Raw genomic sequence first — 17,216 nt, 5'->3', positions numbered from 1 at the left:
GCAGGACGGGCGCATAGCTGAGCCAGTCCGTGGACTGGCCGTGGATGAGCAGCAGCGCGGGTCCGTTGTCGGGGCCTTCGCCGTAGGCGACGCGGACCCCGTCGAGGTCGACCTGGCGTGCGGCGAAGCCCGCCCGGCGGACGGACGCCCGGCCCCGCGGGAAAGCCGTCAGGTTGTTCCACACCCCCCAGGTCGCCCAGCCGGCCAGGCCCGCGACGGCGCCCCCAAGCGTCCACGCCACGGTGGTGGCAGTCGCCATGAATCCTCCTCGAAGTTGTACCAGTAGTACTGGTATAACTCATGTTGCGTGTCTGGCGCGACGCACCCGCGGGGCGAGGTGCCGCGCGGGCGGCGTCCCTAGACGGTGAGCGGACGGAAGCGGCGCAGCAGCAGCGAGTTGGAGACGACGAACACGGAGCTGAACGCCATCGCCGCACCGGCGATCATCGGGGTGAGCATGCCGAGCGCGGCCAGCGGGATCGCGGCCACGTTGTAGGCGAACGCCCAGAACAGGTTGACCCGGATGGTCGCCAACGTGGAGCGGGATAGCCGCAGGGCATCCACCACCAGCATCAGGTCGGGACGCATGACGACGATCCCGGCGGCCTCCTTGGCGGCATCGGTCCCCGACCCCATGGCGATGCCGAGGTCGGACGCAGCGAGCGCGGCCGCATCGTTGACGCCATCCCCCACCATGGCGACCCGCCCATGCGCCTCCTGCAGGGCGCGGATGGCGGCCACCTTGCCGTCCGGGCGGACCTCGGCCATGACCTGCTCGATGCCTACCTCGGCGGCCACGGCGCGGGCGGCGCGCTCGTTGTCGCCGGTGAGCAGGACGGGTGTGAGACCCAGCGCCACGAACCGCGCGATGGCCTCCTTCGAGGTGGGCTTCACGGTGTCGGCGAGCGCGACGACGCCGACGGGGGTCTCGGCACGGGTCACGACGACGGCGGTCTCGCCGCGCCCTTGGGCGGCGTCCACGGCGGCCGCCAGGTCGGCGGGGAGCCCGGTGACGGCGTCGGGACGGCTGACGCGGACGGCGACCCCGCCGATGACGGCCCGCACGCCTTCGCCGGGCACGTTCTCGAAGGAGTCGAGGGGACGCGGCGCCTCGGGATGGGCGGCGACGATCGCGGCGGCGAGCGGGTGCTCCGAACCGGATTCGGCGGCGGCCGCCCAGCCGAGCACCTCGGCGTCGGTCACGCCGGCCCCGGGGGTGACGCCGACGACGTCGAGGGCGCCGGTGGTGACGGTGCCGGTCTTGTCCACGGCGATGACGCCGACGGACTTGGCGCGCTCCAGCACGTCGGGACCGGCAATGATGACGCCGAGCGTGGCGCCGCGTCCGGTGCCCACGAGCAGTGCGGTGGGGGTGGCCAGGCCGAGCGCGCAGGGGCAGGCGATGATGAGGACGGCCACGGCGGCGGTCGCTGCGAACAGCAGGGGTTCGCCGGCGAGCTGCCAGCCCGCGAACGTGATCAAGGCGATGATGAGCACGATCGGGACGAACACGCCTGAAATCGTGTCGGCGAGCGCCTGCACGGGAGCCTTGCGGGTCTGGGCCTCCTCGACCATGCGCGCCATGCGGGACAGTTCGGTGTCCTCGCCGAGCGCGGTGGCGCGGACGACGAGGCGTCCGTTGGCGTTCAGGGTGGCGCCGATCACGGGGTCGCCGGGCAGCTTGTCGACGGGTAGCGATTCGCCGGTGACCATCGACTCGTCGACCGCGGAGCCGCCGGAGACGACGACGCCGTCGGTGGCGATCTTCTCCCCGGGTCGGACCACGAACTCATCCCCGAGCTTGAGGAAGTCGATCGGGACGCGTTCCTCGACGCCGCCGCGCAGGATCGTCGCCTCGGAGGCCCCCAGCGTGAGCAGGGCGCGCAGCGCGGCGGAGCTCTGGGTGCGGGCGCGGGCCTCGAACCAGCGTCCGGCGAGCAGGAAGGTGATGATGGCGACGACAGCCTCGAAGTAGATCGAGGCGCCGTCCGCGCGGCCGATCGTGAACTCGAAGGGGTGCGTGTAGTGCAATTCGCCCGCGTGGGTGAACAGCAGCGCCCACACCGAGTACCAGTAGGCGGCCGAGGTGCCCAGCGAGATGAGGGTGTCCATGGTGGTGGCGCCGTGGCGCAGGTTCACCCAGGCGGAACGGTGGAACCGGCGGGCGGCCCAGAAGTAGACCGGGGTGGCCAGGGCGAGGGAGGCCCACGTCCAGCCGGGGAACTGCAGCGCGGGGATCATCGCGAGCGCGATGACGGGCACCGCGAGCGTGGCGGACAGCGTCAGGTCGCGGCGCAGCGGGGCGACCCGGTCGGGCTCGGGGGCGGCCGGGTCGGGACGCTTGGCGCCGTAGCCGGTCTTCTCGACGACGCCGATGAGGTCGTCGATGCTGAGCCCGGTCGGCGCGAGGATTGTGGCCTTCTCGGTCGCGTAGTTGACCGAGGCGGTGACGCCGTCGACCTTGTTGAGTTTCTTCTCGACGCGGGCGGCGCAGGAGGCGCACGTCATGCCGCTGATGTCGAGTTCGAGCGAAGCGCGCCGTTCGGGCTCAGCCGGGGCGGTCGCGGGTGGGGTGGCCTGGGGGGCCATGGTGGGTTCTCCTTCGTGCGGAGGACCGGCGTGTGGTCGCCCACGCGAGCGTGGGCGGGGACGGACCGGTCCTGGCGGTGGGATGGGTGACACCTCGATGCGCGAGCCGCCTCGGAGGCGGTGGCGCGGTGGGGCGCCGTCCGGACGCCGGGGCGGCGCCCCGCACGCGGCGAGGCTGACGCGGCGGCGTCCGGAGGTGCGGGTCAGGCGACGGTGTAGTCCCCGGCCTCGGCGACGGCCTCGACGATGCGGTCGAAGTCGACGGCCGCCTCGGAGACGACCTTCAGCGAGCCGGAGTCCAGGTCGACGGTCACGTCGGTGACGCCGGGGATCGCGGAGACCTCTTCGGTGACGGCGGAGACGCAGTGGCCACACGTCATGCCGCTGACGGTGTAGTCGGCGACGACCGCGCCCAGCCCTGTGGCGGGGGCGGCCTGTTCGGCCTTGGCGCCGTGCCCGCCGCAGCCGCAGTTGCAGGCGCCGCCGGTGGCGTTGGCGTCCTTGATGCTGAGATCAACCATCGTTACTCCTTGTCGTGATGTGGTGGTGCGGTGCCCGCTGGTCAGCTGCGGACCAGGCGTGCGATGGCCTCGGAGGCCTCTTGGATCTTGTCTTCGGCGGCCTGGCCGCCTTCGCGGGCGGCGGCGACGACGCAGTGGGCCATGTGGTCCTCGAGCAGTTCGAGGGCGACCGACTGCAGCGCCTTGGTCATCGCCGACACCTGGGTGAGGATGTCGATGCAGTACTTCTCTTCTTCGACCATGCGCTGCAGGCCGCGCGCCTGACCCTCGATGCGGCGCAGCCGCCGCATGTAGTTGTCCTTGGCGGTGATGTAGCCGTGCTGGTGGCTGCTGTCGGGGTCGTCGGGATGACAGCAGTCGCCGCCCGCGGGTGCCGCGGCGTCGGCGGGGTCGGCGAGCGTGCTGGCGTCGTCGGGTACCACCGGGACGTCGATGTTCTCGTTCATGTCGTGCCTCCTGCTCGACGCAACTATACCCCTCGGGGGTTTATTCCGGCGGCGCTTCCCAGGCCGCGCCCTCCATCTTCTCCCCTGCGCCACGTCGCTCCAAACTTGCCCCCGCCGCGCTTCCTGTGAGGGCGAACAGTCACCCACAGGGGCGACCTCAAGCTGTGGACAACTCGCGCGAATACTCCCCTGGGGCACAACAAGTCAACCTGCGGGTGACACGCTGCAACCACTGCATCCACTCTCCCCCAGGTTGCCGAATCTCCTTCATCACCCCTAGTAAATATGGGTTTCTCGACGTCGCCCTTCCGGTTAGTCCCACCCTCTCGGCGTGTCGTGCACAGGCCCTGCGGCGTGGGTCCACAACTATCCACACGTCGTCCACAGGGGTGGGTTGCCGGAGCCGTCTCGCGGGCGCTCGCCAGTTTGGCGATGCCCCGCCGGGGGGCTACCTTCGGGTACTTCCCGTCACCGTGAACGCCCCGCCGCGCGACCGGCGCCGGGGATTGTCGGGAGGGCGACCTATCGTCGCTTCCGAGGACTCATCCAGGGAGAGGACGCGACCGATGTCGATGGACCAGCAGGGATCTTGGTCCGACAACGTGGTTCCGTTCGAGCGGTCCGGCGGGGGTGGCTCCGATCGCACGCCTCCCCAGGACATGCCCGCCGAACAGAGCGTCCTGGGCGCGATGCTGCTGAGCAAGGACGCCATCGGCGAGGTCACCGAGGTCCTCAAGGGCCGCGACTTCTACCGCCCTGCCCACGAGTACATCTACGACGCGATCATGGATCAGTACGGCCGCGGCGAGCCCGTGGACGCCATCACGATCGCCGACAACCTGAGCAAGAAGGGGCAGATCAACCAGATCGGCGGGCACATCTACCTGCACGAACTGGTCTCCGCGGTCTCCGTCACCGCGAACGCGACGTATTACGCGGAGATCGTCCGCGACAAGGCGATCCTGCGCCGCCTCGTCGACGCGTCGATGAAGATCTCCCAGATGGGCTACCAGGCCGAGGGCGATGTGGTGAACATCGTCGACGCCGCCCAGCAGGCGATCTTCGAGGTCGCCGAGAACCGCGCCTCGGAGGATTACCAGCCGCTGTCAGAACTGGTGGAGGTCACCCTCGATGAGATCGAGGCGCTCGACCAGCACGGTCAGATGTCGGGCGTCCCGACGGGGTTCATCGACCTGGATCACCTCACCAACGGCCTCCACCCTGGCCAGATGATCATCATCGCCGCGCGTCCCGGCATGGGTAAGTCGACCCTCGGTCTGGACTTCGCGCGGGCGGCGTCCATCAAGCACGGCCTGTGCAGCGTGTTCTTCAGCCTGGAGATGACCAAGTCCGAGATCGTGATGCGTCTGCTGGCTGCCGAGTCGGGCGTCCCGATGAGTGCGATCCGCAAGGGCGAGATGAACGAGGAGTACTGGTCGCGGATCTCGTCGAAGACCGCCCAGGTGAGCCGGGCGCCGCTCTACATCGACGATTCGCCCAACCTGACGATGATGGAGATCCGCTCCAAGGCGCGGCGCCTCAAGCAGCGCATGGATCTCAAGCTCATCGTGATCGACTACATGCAGTTGATGACCTCGGGCAAGAAGGTCGAATCACGCCAGTTGGAGGTCTCGGAGTTCTCCCGACAGATCAAGCTGCTCGCCAAGGAACTCGAGCTGCCCGTCGTGGCGCTCTCCCAGCTCAACCGTGGCCCCGAGTCCCGCACCGACAAGAAGCCGATGCTGTCCGACCTGCGTGAGTCCGGCTCCCTGGAGCAGGACGCCGACGTCGTCATCCTGCTGCACCGCGAGGACGCCTACGACAAGCAGTCCCCCCGCGCAGGCGAGGCCGACTTCATCGTCGCCAAGCACCGCAACGGCGCCACCGACATCCTCCCCGTCGCCTTCCAGGGAGCCCTCAGCCGCTTTGTCGACATGCAGCACTAAGAGAGGTGCCTCCCGTGGCACCCGTGCCGACCATGTCGAATGCTTCGGGAGCCGGACCGGTTTCATCTCGCAATCGTGGAGAACGTCCGCACTGGCACGCCGCGCATCTCGACCTGCACGGCCCTCAGCTCCCAGCCCTCCTGGAACGCCGCCGCGTCACGACCTACGTCGAGGTGCCTTTCCCCACGGGCACCTACGACACGTTCGCGTCCGACGTCACCGGATCCGACTGAGCGTCATCCCCGCGGGTTTCGCTCGCCCGCACGGACCGCGGCGGTCAGCGTGTTGCCCGCGGGCGGCAGCGGGCAGGTGCCGTAGTCGGAGAAGGCACAGGGCGGGTTCGCGGCGAAGTTGAAGTCGACCACGAGCTCATCGGTGGGCTCGGTGGACAGCCAGACCCAACGGCAGGCTCCGGCGGACTCGTTGCCGCTGGTGGCGTCGCGGAAGGACACCAGCCAGGTGCCGTCGCCGCCGGTGATCTTGAGCGTCTGAGTGGTGCCGTCGATGTCGAGGTCCACCTCGCCGACGACGCGGGTCGACGTCTCCACGCGGGCGGCCGCCGAACCGATGACCTGTTCCTCGGCCTGCGGGTAGGCGCGGTAGCGGCCGATGATCCGCCACTCGGGGTCGTAGTCGAAGAACGGGACGCCGGTGTAGGCCGCCAGCGCAGGGGCGTGCGGGTCGCGGACGCGGATGGCGAGGAACCCTCCGCGTTCCATGAGTTCGAGGTGCTGCTCGCCGAGGGTGACGGCCGGTGCGTCGGTGGTGCGATCCCACACCAGGCCCGCGTTCGTGACGGGCTCTCCGTCGATGAGGACGGCGTCGGGGCGACGGTCTGTGGCGGTGTCAGGCGTCGGGTCGTGGTGGATGCCCGCCTCGTCGGCCCACCACAGCCCGGGGAGCCCGTCGTAGGCGGTGGGATCCTCGTCGAGCCAGTGCAGGGCGGTCAGGCTCAGCCAGCCGTGCGGCTTGGCGAACTCGGCATCGCGGCGTTCGCGCCAGCGCTCCCAGCGTCGGTGGATCTCGGGGGCGACCGCCCCACCGGGGACGACGTGGCTCGACATCTTGGTGCTCCTTGCTGCGCGGTGTCCGCGAGTCTGCCACGAGATCGTGGATACGCCAGCGTCGTCCCGCTCGCTGGCCGCGCGGGACGACGCCTGGCCTGGCCTCAGCCTTCCTCGACGACCTTGCGGTCGGGATTCAACACCGAGTGGTGTCGGCTGTAGCCGAAGTAGACGGCCAACCCGATGATGAGCCACACCCCGAACCGGATCCAGGTCTCGTAGTGCAACTGCGTGATCAGGAACGCGGACGCCAGCACCCCGAACGCGGGGATGAACGGCATGCCGGGCAGCTTGAACGTCCGGGGGATGTCGGGCTTGGTGTAGCGCAGGGCGATCACGGCGATGCAGACCACCACGAAGGCCGACAGGATCCCGATGTTGGTCAGGTCGGCGACCAGGCGGATCGGGAAGACCCCTGCCAGCACGGCGGCGGCGACGCCCGCGATCCAGGTGACGCGTTGCGGCGTCCCGCGGTGGTCGGTGGCGGCGAACCAGCGCGGCAGCAGGCCGTCGCGGCTCATCGTGAACCAGACGCGGGTGACGCCCAGCAGGAACGTCAGCATGACGGTCATGATCGAGATGACGGCGAATGCGGAGATGACCGTCGCGATGATGGGCAGCCCCACCGACGTGAACGCGACGGCGAAGCCGGCCTCGGTGTCGATCTGCGTCCAGTTCTGCATGCCGGTCAGCACCAGCGTGGCGGCGAAGTAGAGGGCCATCGCAATGATCAGCGACAAGATGATCGCCTTCGGCATGTGCTTCTTGCCGTCGGTGGACTCCTCGGCGGCGGTGCTCATGGCGTCGTAGCCGAATACCGCGAAGAACACGGTGGCCGCACCGGCGAACACCGAACCGAAACCGTTCGGCATGAAGGGGGTGTAGTTCTGCGGGTTCACGTAGAAGACCCCCAGTCCGACGATGAACAAGATCAGCAGGATCTTGAGCCCGACGGCGACGATCTCGAAGCGTCCCAGGGTCTTGGTGCCGCGGCTCAGGATGAACGTCACCAGCAGACAGATGAGGATCGCGGGCAGATTGATGACGCCGCCCTGGTCGGCGGTTCCGAGCATCCAGGCGGGCAGGTGAATGCCGATCCCCCCGAGGAATTGCGTCAGGTAACTGGCGATGCCGATCGCGACCACACCGACGATGGCGATGTACTCCAGCAGCAGATCCCAGCCGATGAACCAGCCGACAATCTCCCCCAGCGCCACATAACCGTAGGTATAGGCGGAACCCGCCCGGGGGATCATCCCCGCGAACTCCGCATAGGACAGGGCCGCAGCCGCGCTGGCCAGCCCGGCGATGAGGAACGAGATGATGACGGCCGGGCCCGCGCCGCCGCCTCCCGGCTGGCCGCTGGCGACCAGCCCGGCCAGGCTGAACACCCCGATCCCGACGATGCCGCCCACGCCGATGGCGGTGAGCTGCCACAGCCCGAGGCTCTTGAACAGACCTGTCTTCTCAATGTCGTCTTCGATATCGGCCAGCGGCTTGCGTCGCATGATCGAGTGGGGGTTTGGCGTCATGCTGATCTCCTGGTGCCTACGAATAGGTGGCAACTTAAGTGATGAAATCCGCCACGGTCCAGCATGAGCGCGGATCAACCGCGACGTGGACACTCCCCCGCCCGCGGGGTCGCATGTGTTGGCGGGCGTTGCCGTATCGGATCGACATTCCCAGCCGGACTGTCGGAGCGGAGCCCTAGGTTGGCACTATCGGGCGAGCACGGACGCCGCCCGCCATCTCCACGGAGGGCCTCATGGACGCTTCATCTGCGCCTCGCACCGGGCCGGGCAGCCCTTGGTCAGACGCGGCCCTCTCCGCGTGGGGCAAGACGGATCCGGCGAGCGGTCAGTGGTTCCCGGTCGTCCATCACCTCACGGACTCTGCCGCCATGGCCGGGGATCTGTTCGACCACTACCTGCCCGCCGCGACGCAGACGATGCTGGCCGATCTCGCCGGGGTCTCGATCGCGGAGGCCAGGGCGCTCGCGTCCTTCCTGGCGGGAGTGCACGACATCGGCAAGATCACCCCACAGTTCGCGTCGCAGGTCTCCCATACCTTCCCCACCGTGCTCGCCGGCATGCGGCGGCACGGCCTGGATGCGAGCCGGCCCTACCCGGACAGGATCCCCCACGCGACGCTCAGCCAGGTCATCGTGCAGGACTGGTTGCGCTCCGAGTACGGGGCCGACCCCCGCACGGCGGCCACGTACGCCTGCATCGTGGGCGGCCACCATGGCCGCAATCCTTCCAAGGGCAGCGTCGCCCAGGCGCGCAACAGCGCAGGGGCGCTCGGGAGTGGTGCGTGGGCCGATGTCCGGCGGGAGGTTCTCCTGGGCATCGGCGCGCGTACGGGGATCGGCGCGATCTGGCCCACTCTCGCGGCACGACGGCTACCACCTGCCGCCCAGAGCGTCCTCATCGGCTTGGTGATCATGGCCGACTGGATGGCGTCGAACACCGACTACTTCCCTTACGACGGCGCCCTCGACACGGCCACCCGACTGGAACAGGCCACCGACTTGCTCGCCCTCCCCCGTCCCTGGGCGTCCGGGCCCGGGACGACGGATGCGACCACCCTGCTGCACCAACGTTTCCCCCAGCTCGCGCAGTGGCCCGCCCGAGGCATCCAGCGGGCCCTCGTCGAGGCCTCACAGGCAGCCCGCTCCGCCCCGCTCCTCATCGTGGAGGCGCCCATGGGCGTGGGCAAGACCGAGGGTGCGCTGCTGGCGTCCGAGGTTCTGGCCTCACGCTTCGGGCAGGGAGGGGTCTTCCTCGGCCTTCCGACGATGGCCACCGCCAACCCGATGTTCACCCGGACGATGCGCTGGCTCGACCACGCGCTCGGGGAGGACGCCAGCGTGGCGCTGACGCACGGCAAGGCAGGGCTCAATGACGAGTACGCCTCCCTGCTGCGCGCCTCCTGGCACGGCGACATCCATGACGGCGACGACGCAGACGAGTCCCGCGCCGTCGTGAACCAATGGCTACGCGGAGCCAAGCGTGCCGGGCTGTCCAGCTTCGTCATCGGCACCGTGGACCAAGCGCTGTTCGCCGCGCTGAAGGCCAAGCATGTGGCGCTGCGGCACCTCGGACTGGCCGGAAAAGTGGTGATCATCGACGAGGTCCACTCGGCAGACGCCTATATGCGCGAGTATCTCCATCGCCTCCTCGCCTGGCTGGCCGCCTGGCGGGTCCCGGTCATCGTGATGTCGGCGACCCTCCCCCCGGCTCAGCGGGAGGGCTTCGTCGCGGCCTACGCGCGCGGGGCAGGCGACCCTCACCCCACGCCGCCCGACCCCGGTGACGCCTACCCTCGGATCACGCTCTATGACGGCAGCACGCATGACCTCAGCGTGGCGCCCGACACCCGCTCCACGCAGGTGGCCTTGGAACGCATCGGCGATGATCCCGGCCTCGTCGCCGACCGGCTGTCCGCGCTTCTGGTCGAGGGCGGGTGTGCGGGCGTGGTGTGCAACACGGTGGGCCGAGCCCAGGAAGTGTTCGACGCCCTCCGTGGCAGCGTCCCCGACGAGGAACTGATCCTGATCCACAGTCGCTTCCTGGCGCCCGAGCGGTTGGCCCGCGAAGCTGATCTCGTCAGCAAACTCGGCAACGCTCCGGACGCCCACCGGCCGCGGCGCCTGATCGTGGTGGGCACGCAGGTCCTGGAGCAGTCACTCGACATCGACTTCGACGTCCTGATCAGCGATGTGGCACCCATTGATCTCCTGCTCCAGCGCGTCGGGCGACTCCACCGGCATCAGCGGTCGACGCGGCCCCGCCCGGTCGACGAGCCGGTTCTCCTGGTGCGGGGCGTCACCGATTGGGAGTCGACCCCACCTTCCCTGGCACGCAGCACCACCGCGATCTATGGCGCCGCCCCGATCCTCCGCGCCGCCGCGCTGCTGGGTGAGCGGTCGTCGGTGACGCTGCCCGACGACATCGCCCCGCTGGTCCGTCGCGGCTACGACCCGGCGTTGCCACCACCCCCGGGCTGGGAAACCCTCTGGAGCGAGGCAGAGCAGGCGGCAGCACAGACGTTGGCGGCGAAGCGTCAGCGCGCCCAGTCCTACCTGCTCCCCGCCCCATCGGCGATGTCGTCGCTGGATGGCTGGATCGACGTGGACAGCGGCGACCCGGAGCGGGCCGAACGCGAGGGACACGCTCAAGTGCGTGACTCCGAGGATTCCCTGGAGGTGATCGTCGTCGATCGTGTCGGCGACGAACTCCGCATGCCCGCGGCCTCAGCATTCCCCGGCATGGTGATTCCACACGGTCAGATGTGGGGAACCGGACCCGACGCCCCCTACGCCCGCGCGCTGGCGGCGTGCACCCTACGGCTGCCGCAGGCCCTGTGTCACGAGGGAACCATCGGCCCGCTGATCGACGCCCTGGAGGGCATGGTGGACGCGTCGGGGTGGCAGCAGTCGCCCTGGCTGCGCGGCCAGTTGGTACTTCCGTTCGATGAGCACGGAAATGTGGCAATCAGCCTGCCGCGTGGCGGAAATGGGCATACTGATTCTTATCTTCTGCACTATGACTCTGTACGCGGACTCACCGCTGAGAAGGCCAGGGACCATTGATGGAGAGCACGAGCTTCAATCTGCTGGACGAACCGTGGATCCGCGTCCGCACCCGCGACGGTGACCTCGCAGAACTATCCCTATCGGCCGTTGTGGCGGAGGCACACACGCTCCGTGACCTTGCCGGGGAAATCCCCACCCAGGACGCCGCCATCCTCCGCCTGCTGGAGGCGGTTCTGCTGGGCGCGCTACGTACAGAAGAACGCACCGAAGACGAGGCGCTCGACACCTGGAATGCGCTGTGGTCGCGAGGCCGCTTCGATTCCGCCCTCGTCGCGCCGTATCTCGAGGCCGTCCGTGCCCGATTCGATCTGCTCCACCCCCAGACCCCGTTCTTCCAGGTGGCCGGGCTGACGACGGCGTCGGGTAACCGGTCGGGTCTCACCAAGCTCATCGCGGAGGTTCCCGACGGTCATCAGTTCTTCACCACGCGCGCGGGCGCCGACCTCGATTCCTTGTCGTTGGCCGAGGCCGCTCGGTGGCTCGTCCACTGCCAAGCGTTCGACCCCTCCGGAATCAAGTCCGGGGCCGTGGGCGACGAACGGGTCAAAGGTGGAAAGGGTTACCCGTTCGGCTACCCCGCCTGGTCGGGGAACCTCGGGCTGGTCATCGCGCAAGGCAGCACCCTCTTCGAAACGCTCCTCCTCAACCTCCCGCTGACCATGTCGGGTCCCGAGGACCTGCCTGCCTGGGAGCGCCAGCCGAACGGCCCGGGAGCGGACGCGCTGCATCCCGCCCCGCAGGGTCCGGCCGACCTGTTCACGTGGCCCTCCCGGCGGCTCCGCCTGTTCACTGAGGGGGACCGTGTCGTGGACGTGCAGGTCTCCAACGGGGATCGCCTGCCCCCGCAGAACCTTCACCCGTTCGAACCCATGTGCGCGTGGCGCTACAGCAAGGCGCAGTCGAAGAAGGGCCAGCACGTCCTGATGCCGGTGATGCACGATCCGTCCCGGCGCATCTGGCAAGGGCTGGGCCCCCTCCTCCACCGGCACCTCGATCACAAGGACGGGAAGCAACCCGCCGTCCTCGAGTGGGTGGCAACCCTGTGCGAGGCGGCGATCCTGCCGGAGGACTACTCGGTGGCGCTGCGGATCATCGGCGCGGAATACGGGCCACAGAACTCGACCATCGCGGACGTCGTCGACGATCGCCTGGCCGCGTCCGTGGTCGCCCTGACCGACCCGGTCCTGGCGCAGTCGGCCCTCACAGCTGCCGAACTCGCCAAGGGCGGCGTCGTGGCGCTGGCGAACCTCGCCGGCAACCTGGATCGGGCGTCCGGCGGCGAGGGAAACGCCCGCGAGGCCACCTTCGAACTCGGCTACCACCGCCTCGACGGGCTGTACCGGGCCTGGCTGTCCACGCTCCACGATCCGGAGCGCTCGCTGGACTACCTGGAGGACTGGTCCTCGCGCGCCCGGGCCGTACTTCGCCGGGCCGGGGACGACCTGGTTTCCCAGGCGGGGCAGCTCGCCCTCGTCGGCCGCACCGTCACCTTGCAGAATCGCACGGTGCTCCTGGACGCGGGTCTGGCCCAGCGCTGGTTCCATCTCGCCCTCGCTAAGACGTTCCCTTCCGTCCCTTCCGTTGATCAGGAGACAGCATGACCGTGGACGCGTCCGTGCACTACCGCAGAATCGGAGGAGTCGTCGCCCCTCGGGTCGCCGCACTTCAAAGCAGCCTCCTGCGCAAGGAGTCCGGCGCGGTGGCGACGCTGGCCCGGCTGCGCCGCTGCTCACCCGGTGACGTCGGAGCTGAACCCGCCGTGTGGGCCGTCACCGTCGGCGGGCTGCCTGCAGAGCTGAGGGGCCGCGGCGATGCACCCAGTCCCTCAGAGCGCGCCGCCCACGCCGCCCTCGTCCTCTACGCCTTGCACCAGCAGAGCCGTGATGTCGGCGTGCACCGCGCCGGCGTCAGGCTCGGGAGCGCCGTGGGACGGCTGGCCCGAGCCCGAGCACGCGACGAGGCCCTCGACGATGCGACGGTCAAGCGCTTCCATCAGGTCGCGCTGGCCCCCGACTTCACCGGACGGCTCTACTTCCTCCGCGGAGTCATCCAGCTCCTGCGCGCGGAACGTCCACCCATCGGCCTGGACTACGGCCTGTTGGCCGACGATCTTCGGGCGCTCGCCACCGGCGATCCCCAGCAGCGCGACAGCGTCCTCCTGCGTTGGGGCCGCGACCTTCATTCCCTGCCCGAATCCGACTCCAAGGAGCGTTCATGACCCTGTACCTCGATGTCCACGTCCTTCAGACGGTTCCGCCGAGCAACCTGAACCGGGACGACACGGGCAGCCCGAAGACTGCCGTTTTCGGCGGCGTCCGGCGCGCCCGCGTCAGCAGCCAGGCGTGGAAGCGGGCCACCCGACGCGACTTCGCGGGTCTTCTCGACGCGTCGGAGCTGGGCGTCCGGACCAAGCGCGCGGTGGAGTTGCTGTCCGCGCGCATCGTGGCGCGGTCTTCGGTGGAGATCGATGCCGCCGCGACCCGCGCAGAGGCGGTCCTCCTCAAAGCCGGGCTCAAAGCCAAGCCTGCTCGGAACGCCGACAAGGGCGGCCTGCCGCAGACGGAGTACCTGGTGTTCCTCAGCAACGGCCAACTCGACCGCCTCGCCGAGCTGGCGTTGCCCCTCGACGCCGACCTGGACCCGCGTGCGATCAAGGCCGCGCTGCGCGCCGACCAGGGCATCGACGTCTCTTTGTTCGGCCGGATGGTCGCCGATGATGCCGAGCTGAACGTGGACGCCGCCTGCCAGGTCGCGCATGCGTTGAGCACGCACGCGGTGGCCACGGAGTACGACTACTACACCGCGGTGGATGATGAGGCACCCGACGATGAGACCGGCGCCGGCATGATCGGCACCATCGAGTTCGACTCGGCGACCCTGTACCGCTACGCCACGGTCAACGTGACGGGATTGCGCGCCAACCTCGGCGATGACGCCGCGACGGAGCGCGCTGTGGACGCCTTCCTGCGTGCCTTCGTCACCTCGATGCCGACCGGTAAGCAGAACACGTTCGCGAACCGCACCGCACCGGACGCGGTCGTGGTGATGGCTCGGGAGGATCAGCCGGTCAACCTGGTGGGCGCCTTCGAGGACGCCGTCGTGGCACGCGGCGGCTACGTCGAGGCGAGCGCCCAGGCCTTGGCCGACCACGCCGTCTCATTGTCGGCGGCCTATGGCACGCCGCCGCTGGCCACCTGGGTAACCGCCGTCGGACGAAAGACCGCTTCTTTGGCCGCCCTGGGCGAGCAACTCCCCTTCGACGAACTGGTCGCGGCGGCAACCGCCCAGGTGCGAGGGGCGCTGGAGCAGAGCGCATGACAACTCTGCTCCTCCTCTTGGCGGGGCCGCTGCAAGCGTGGGGGGACTCCAGCCGGTTCTCTCGACGCGACACCCGGATGGTCCCCACCAAGAGCGGTGTCCTCGGGCTGCTTGCGGCGGCGCGGGGGCTGCGGCGCACCGACCCTCTGGAGGATCTGGTGCACCTGCGCTTCGGCGTGCGCTCTGATCAGCCCGGCAGCCTGCAACGCGACTTCCAGACGGCCATCGATTGGCGCACCGGAAAGTCGATGCCGTTGTCCTACCGGTATTACCTCGCCGACGCCAGGTTTGTCGCGGGCGTCGAAGGGCCCCGTCCTGTGGTGGAGGGGCTCGCGGCGGTGCTGCAGCGGCCGGCGTTTCCGCTGTATTTGGGACGCCGTTCGTGTCCCGTCGGCCACGCCCCCTTCTTGGGAATCGTCGAGGAGCCGTTGGAGCAGGCCTTACGCGAAGCCCCGTGGGAGGCGGCCGCCTGGTATCGGGCCAAGCAGCCCAGCGACGTGGAGTTGGACCTACACGTCGATGCGAAGCCGGACGACTCCCGCCCCCGCGAGACACGCCGCGACGTCCCGGTCAGCTTCGACCCTCGTCACAGGGACTACGGCTGGCGTGAGGTTGCGACGGCTGATCCCGTCCGCATCCTCAATCCGGAGGGACGCCGCCCGATCAGTCCCCCGGGCCAACCCGACTGGTTTGGGGCGGCAGAACAGACCGCTCAGGAGTCGAACTGATGTACTTCACACACATGCCGCTCAACCCGACGCGGCGCGGAACCCGTGACCTGGTCGCGTCGCCTCAGCGCATGCACGCAGCGGTGTTGGCGGGTTTCCTTCCCGATGTGGCCGACCGCGATCGGATCCTGTGGCGGCTGGACAACCCGGAACGGCATCGTCTCGATCTGTACGTGGTCAGCCGCGAGGAGCCCTCCTTTGAGGGGTTGTCCGACCAGGCGGGCTGGCCGTCGCAGCCCACGTGGCGTAGCGCGCCGTACACGCCGCTGCTGGACAGCCTGGAGGCGGGCCAACGGTGGGTCTTCCGGCTGCGCGCCAATCCCGTGCGGAGCGTCCGGGCGGAGGGCCGCGATCGGGGCCAGCGCGTCCCCGTTGCAGGCGAGGCCCGCCGGATGGAATGGCTGCTGCGCCAAGGCTCGGCGCATGGGTTCACTGTTCCCGGCGGCGCTCATGAACGGCCGAACGCTCGTGTCAGCGAGGATCGGACGGAGCAGTTTCGGCGCCGGACCGGAACCGGGACTGTCACCCTCAAGACGGTGACGTTCGAGGGCTTGTTGCAGGTGACGGACCCCGCTGCCCTGCGCGAGGCGCTGGTGTCGGGCATCGGACCGGCCAAAGGCTACGGCTGCGGTCTGATCACGCTGGCCCGCCCGACGTGAAACCCATTCCCGGGACGCCACCGGCACAGGTGGGCCAACTGGCCCGGATCACCGACCGGGTGACCTTTCTGTATGTGGAACACGGCATCGTGCACCGCGACAGCAATGCGATCACGGTGCGCGATGAACGGGGAGTCGTCCACATTCCTGCCGCCACCGTCGCCAGCCTCCTCCTCGGCCCGGGGACCACGATCAGCCACCAGGCGATGATGCTCCTGGCCGACAGCGGCACCAGTTCGGTGTGGGTCGGTGAGGAAGGCGTCCGCTACTACGCCCACGGCCGGGGGCTGGCGCGCTCCAGCCGACTGCTGGAGGCCCAAGCTGAACTGGTCACCAACCGGGTCAGTCGGCTGCGCGTCGCACGGCGCATGTACGAGATGCGCTTCGCCGAGGAGGACACGGAAGGCCTGACCATGCAGCAGTTGCGTGGTCGCGAAGGGGCTCGCGTCCGCCGCATCTACCGTGAGACGGCGGAGGAGTACGGCGTGACCTGGTCGTCCCGGAAGTACCAACCTGACGACTTCTCCGGTGGAGACGACCTCAACCAAGCCCTCAGCGCCGCAACCTCCTGCCTGTACGGAGTCGTGCATGCGGTCGTCGTCGCGCTGGGCTGCAGCCCGGGGCTGGGGTTCGTGCACACGGGGCATGACCGGTCGTTCGTGTACGACGTTGCTGACCTATACAAGATGGAAATGGCCGTTCCCGTCGCTTTCGGGGTCGCCGCCAACCCTGGCGACGACCTTCCCGCAGAAGTACGGCGCGCCATGCGGGACGCCATCCATGAGGGCCACCTGCTCGCACGATGCACCCGCGACATCCATGCGCTGCTGGGGTCGGACGGCGACCACGACGAAGACTTCGACGTCGATGTCATTCACCTCTGGGACTACCGCGGCACGCTCGCGGCGGGAACCAACTATGCGGAGGAAGCGTGGTAGTCGTCGTCCTGACCGCATGCCCGGCCGGGCTCCGCGGGCACCTCACGCGGTGGCTCCTCGAAGTCAGCCCTGGCGTCTACGTCGGCAAGGTATCCGCGCGCGTACGCGAACAACTCTGGCTGCAGATCCAAGACCTCTGCAAAGACGGCCGCGCCATCATGATCCACTCCAAGCGAGGCGACCAGGGCCTCGACTTCCGCGTCCGCAAGCACGACTGGGAACCCGTGGACTACGACGGCGTCCACCTCATCCGGCGCCCCCTTTCCCCGACACCCCAGAGCCCCATGCGCAAAGGCTGGAGCAGTGCCAGCAAGTACCGCCACGCCCGCAAAGTGAAGTAGATTCGCTTCCTGCTCAGGCATTTACCCTTGCCAGTAAGTGTCGTCCCCGCCAGCGCGGGGATGAGCCCG

General features: G+C 69.0%; 16 protein-coding genes. 10 read left to right on the top strand and 6 right to left on the bottom strand.

Annotated features, from left to right (window positions below; translation table 11 throughout):
• The 4 genes from V7E09_RS09195 to V7E09_RS09180 form a co-directional block, all read right to left on the bottom strand.
• Positions 1-259 (bottom strand): alpha/beta fold hydrolase (locus V7E09_RS09195; protein ID WP_324523287.1); only part of this gene is annotated, 259 nt, incomplete at its 3' end.
• A 98-nt stretch (positions 260-357) separates the two neighbouring features.
• Positions 358-2,589, bottom strand: a complete 2,232-nt coding sequence (locus tag V7E09_RS09190) for a heavy metal translocating P-type ATPase (RefSeq protein ID WP_324511271.1) — start codon at positions 2,587-2,589, stop codon at positions 358-360.
• A 203-nt stretch (positions 2,590-2,792) separates the two neighbouring features.
• Complete coding sequence (locus tag V7E09_RS09185; protein ID WP_324511272.1) at positions 2,793-3,110, bottom strand: heavy-metal-associated domain-containing protein; 318 nt, start codon at positions 3,108-3,110, stop codon at positions 2,793-2,795.
• A 41-nt stretch (positions 3,111-3,151) separates the two neighbouring features.
• Positions 3,152-3,556, bottom strand: coding sequence for a metal-sensitive transcriptional regulator (locus V7E09_RS09180; protein WP_324523286.1), 405 nt, complete (start codon positions 3,554-3,556; stop codon positions 3,152-3,154).
• A gap of 572 nt (positions 3,557-4,128) precedes the next feature.
• Between V7E09_RS09180 and dnaB the strand changes: the two genes are divergently transcribed.
• Both dnaB and V7E09_RS09170 read left to right on the top strand, forming a co-directional pair.
• Positions 4,129-5,502: a replicative DNA helicase gene (gene dnaB / locus V7E09_RS09175; RefSeq protein WP_442956863.1), complete on the top strand. Its 1,374-nt coding sequence runs from the start codon at positions 4,129-4,131 to the stop codon at positions 5,500-5,502.
• Positions 5,503-5,516: 14 nt separating this feature from the next.
• A complete protein-coding gene (locus V7E09_RS09170; RefSeq protein ID WP_324512159.1) occupies positions 5,517-5,735 on the top strand; it encodes a hypothetical protein in 219 nt (72 codons plus the stop codon).
• A gap of 3 nt (positions 5,736-5,738) precedes the next feature.
• Here V7E09_RS09170 and V7E09_RS09165 read toward each other — a convergent pair whose 3' ends face one another.
• Both V7E09_RS09165 and V7E09_RS09160 read right to left on the bottom strand, forming a co-directional pair.
• Positions 5,739-6,566, bottom strand: coding sequence for a DUF1684 domain-containing protein (locus V7E09_RS09165; protein WP_324512160.1), 828 nt, complete (start codon positions 6,564-6,566; stop codon positions 5,739-5,741).
• Between the two features lie 104 nt (positions 6,567-6,670).
• Positions 6,671-8,098, bottom strand: a complete 1,428-nt coding sequence (locus tag V7E09_RS09160; RefSeq protein WP_324512161.1) for an amino acid permease — start codon at positions 8,096-8,098, stop codon at positions 6,671-6,673.
• Between the two features lie 233 nt (positions 8,099-8,331).
• Between V7E09_RS09160 and cas3 the strand changes: the two genes are divergently transcribed.
• From cas3 to cas2e, 8 genes are read left to right on the top strand one after another with little or no spacing between them, the layout of a single operon-like run.
• Positions 8,332-11,160 (top strand): CRISPR-associated helicase Cas3', encoded by a 2,829-nt coding sequence (gene cas3, locus V7E09_RS09155; protein ID WP_324523285.1) that lies wholly within the window; start codon positions 8,332-8,334, stop codon positions 11,158-11,160.
• Positions 11,160-12,764, top strand: a complete 1,605-nt coding sequence (gene casA / locus V7E09_RS09150; RefSeq protein WP_324512163.1) for a type I-E CRISPR-associated protein Cse1/CasA — start codon at positions 11,160-11,162, stop codon at positions 12,762-12,764. The genes cas3 and casA overlap by 1 nt, the downstream gene beginning before the upstream one ends.
• On the top strand, positions 12,761-13,381 hold the full coding sequence (gene casB, locus V7E09_RS09145) for a type I-E CRISPR-associated protein Cse2/CasB (RefSeq protein WP_324523284.1): 621 nt from the start codon (positions 12,761-12,763) through the stop codon (positions 13,379-13,381). The genes casA and casB overlap by 4 nt, the downstream gene beginning before the upstream one ends.
• Positions 13,378-14,481, top strand: coding sequence for a type I-E CRISPR-associated protein Cas7/Cse4/CasC (cas7e, locus tag V7E09_RS09140; RefSeq protein WP_324523283.1), 1,104 nt, complete (start codon positions 13,378-13,380; stop codon positions 14,479-14,481). Before casB ends, cas7e begins: the two co-directional genes overlap by 4 nt.
• Entirely contained in the window at positions 14,478-15,209 is a 732-nt protein-coding gene (gene cas5e, locus V7E09_RS09135) for a type I-E CRISPR-associated protein Cas5/CasD (RefSeq protein WP_324512166.1), read from the top strand. Before cas7e ends, cas5e begins: the two co-directional genes overlap by 4 nt.
• Positions 15,209-15,868, top strand: coding sequence for a type I-E CRISPR-associated protein Cas6/Cse3/CasE (gene cas6e, locus V7E09_RS09130; protein ID WP_324512167.1), 660 nt, complete (start codon positions 15,209-15,211; stop codon positions 15,866-15,868). The genes cas5e and cas6e overlap by 1 nt, the downstream gene beginning before the upstream one ends.
• Positions 15,865-16,806: a type I-E CRISPR-associated endonuclease Cas1e gene (gene cas1e, locus V7E09_RS09125; protein WP_324512168.1), complete on the top strand. Its 942-nt coding sequence runs from the start codon at positions 15,865-15,867 to the stop codon at positions 16,804-16,806. The genes cas6e and cas1e overlap by 4 nt, the downstream gene beginning before the upstream one ends.
• Entirely contained in the window at positions 16,800-17,147 is a 348-nt protein-coding gene (gene cas2e, locus V7E09_RS09120) for a type I-E CRISPR-associated endoribonuclease Cas2e (RefSeq protein ID WP_324523282.1), read from the top strand. The genes cas1e and cas2e overlap by 7 nt, the downstream gene beginning before the upstream one ends.
• Positions 17,148-17,216: the final 69 nt, after the last annotated feature.

The sequence above is a fragment of the Propioniciclava sp. genome (assembly GCF_036744435.1).
Classification (GTDB): domain Bacteria; phylum Actinomycetota; class Actinomycetes; order Propionibacteriales; family Propionibacteriaceae; genus Propioniciclava.
This window is presented reverse-complemented; position numbering and strand designations above follow the sequence as displayed.